The 1,549-nt window shown below is 65.9% G+C and carries 1 protein-coding gene and 1 pseudogene; both read right to left on the minus strand.

Annotated elements, in window-relative coordinates:
- Positions 1 to 851: 851 nt before the first annotated feature.
- Positions 852 to 1,367, minus strand: a complete 516-nt coding sequence (locus ACFYUZ_RS39120; RefSeq protein WP_389317964.1) for a hypothetical protein — start codon at positions 1,365 to 1,367, stop codon at positions 852 to 854.
- A 99-nt stretch (positions 1,368 to 1,466) separates the two neighbouring features.
- Positions 1,467 to 1,549: pseudogene (locus ACFYUZ_RS39125) on the minus strand (IS5/IS1182 family transposase); the annotation flags it as partial.

The raw sequence follows: 1,549 nt of genomic DNA on the forward strand, positions 1-1,549 counted from the left end.
CCGACCAGCCCCCACCAACGGCAAGCGGTGGGCGCGGGGCTGCCGGACGAGCCGAAAGGGTCCGGCACGGGACGGGCCCACCCCCACGGGCCGGCGGGGTACCTCGACGCGGGCAGGAACACGTGCGGGAGCGTCACGGCAGGCAGGGGAGCCAGGAGCCGGCTGCGATGTGCTGCCTTCGGGGCAGTGAGCCACCTGGGGATGTACCGCACCGTGTCAGCCGGCACAGCACAAAGCACCGCCTCATGCCAACGGCCCGTCATCGCCACAGGTCAAAGACCTGCAGGAACATGCCGCTCCTGATCACCCGCCACTGCAACGGCCCCGCTGACACGAAACCGGCACATCGCAACAGGCGGTTTCACAAATCGGGACTCACCTGAGGCACGATCCATCCCCGCGTATACGGGGAGCAGCTCGCGAGGTAATTCTGAGGCCGCTCGTCGTGAGGGCCATCCCCGCGCGCGCGGGGAGCAGTGTCGCCTCCACCACGGTGACGTGCGGCGAACGGGACCATCCCCGCTCGCGCGGGGAGCAGACTCAATGACCTGCAGTTCTGCCCCGCATGCAGCACCACTTGAACCACTTTCACAGAAACCGGCAAACCAGACACCACTCCCCTACGGAGAAACCCCGCCGAGACGCTCAGCAGACCAGACCACCTGGAGGGGACCAACCCTGCGGAAGCCGGGATCAGGTCGCTGTCCACCCCAGGCCACCCGCTGCCGAGGGCATCCCCGCGGGTGCGGGGAGCAGGAGCTCGCCGAAGACGACCACATGATCGACCAAGGACCATTCCTGCGGGTACAGGGAGCACGTTAGATGTGCGGGCGTTGGTGTAGCAGGAGTGGCTATGTGGTCTTGGACTTGTACCGCCAAACGGCGTGCTCCAGTGCACCTCTGTCATGGCCGAGAAATACGGCGGCTTCCTCGTACACGACGCGCAGCTGCTCGTAGGGAAGGTCGGGTACACCTGCGTCGGCGGCAAAGCTGCGCAGGTAGACGTCGACGGCGACCTGCGAACGGCCGACAAGGTTGCCGAGGTAGTCGATGCTCTTCGGCCCTACGCCCTTCACCGTGCGCAGAACGGCCCGATGGGTCTGATGGCCGAGCCATGCATGGAGATCGTCGCGGGTGTCGACCCCGTTGGCGGCCAGCAGACCGGTGATGGCGTGTGCCGTCGCGACCTTCCGGGCGTGGTTGAACCTCATGGCGAGGGCAAGGTCTTCCGTGGCGAACCGGCTCTGGAACCCGCGGACCGTTCTCGCATCCGGCCAGCTCCTCTGCAGCCGGAGAAGTCGCGGCCGGAGCGTCGCCTCGTAGTTGCACCGGGGCTGGAAACTGACATCGCAGATCACAGCACCCATATGAGTCCACCCACCAGGCTGGGAAAACGGACCGTCACCGAGAAGGTCCTGTATATGAACGGCGAGCCGCTGAGCAAAGCTGGGGACAGTGAGCCGTTTTCATCCTGAATAGCCGCAGGTCATCAGCGTGTGGACGGCCTGAACGATGGTGCTGATGCGGCGGGTGGAGCATCTGGCTCGCC

Origin of the sequence: Streptomyces sp. NPDC004266 (genome assembly GCF_042874095.1) — a bacterium.
In the GTDB taxonomy this organism is placed as follows: Bacteria; Actinomycetota; Actinomycetes; order Streptomycetales; family Streptomycetaceae; genus Streptomyces.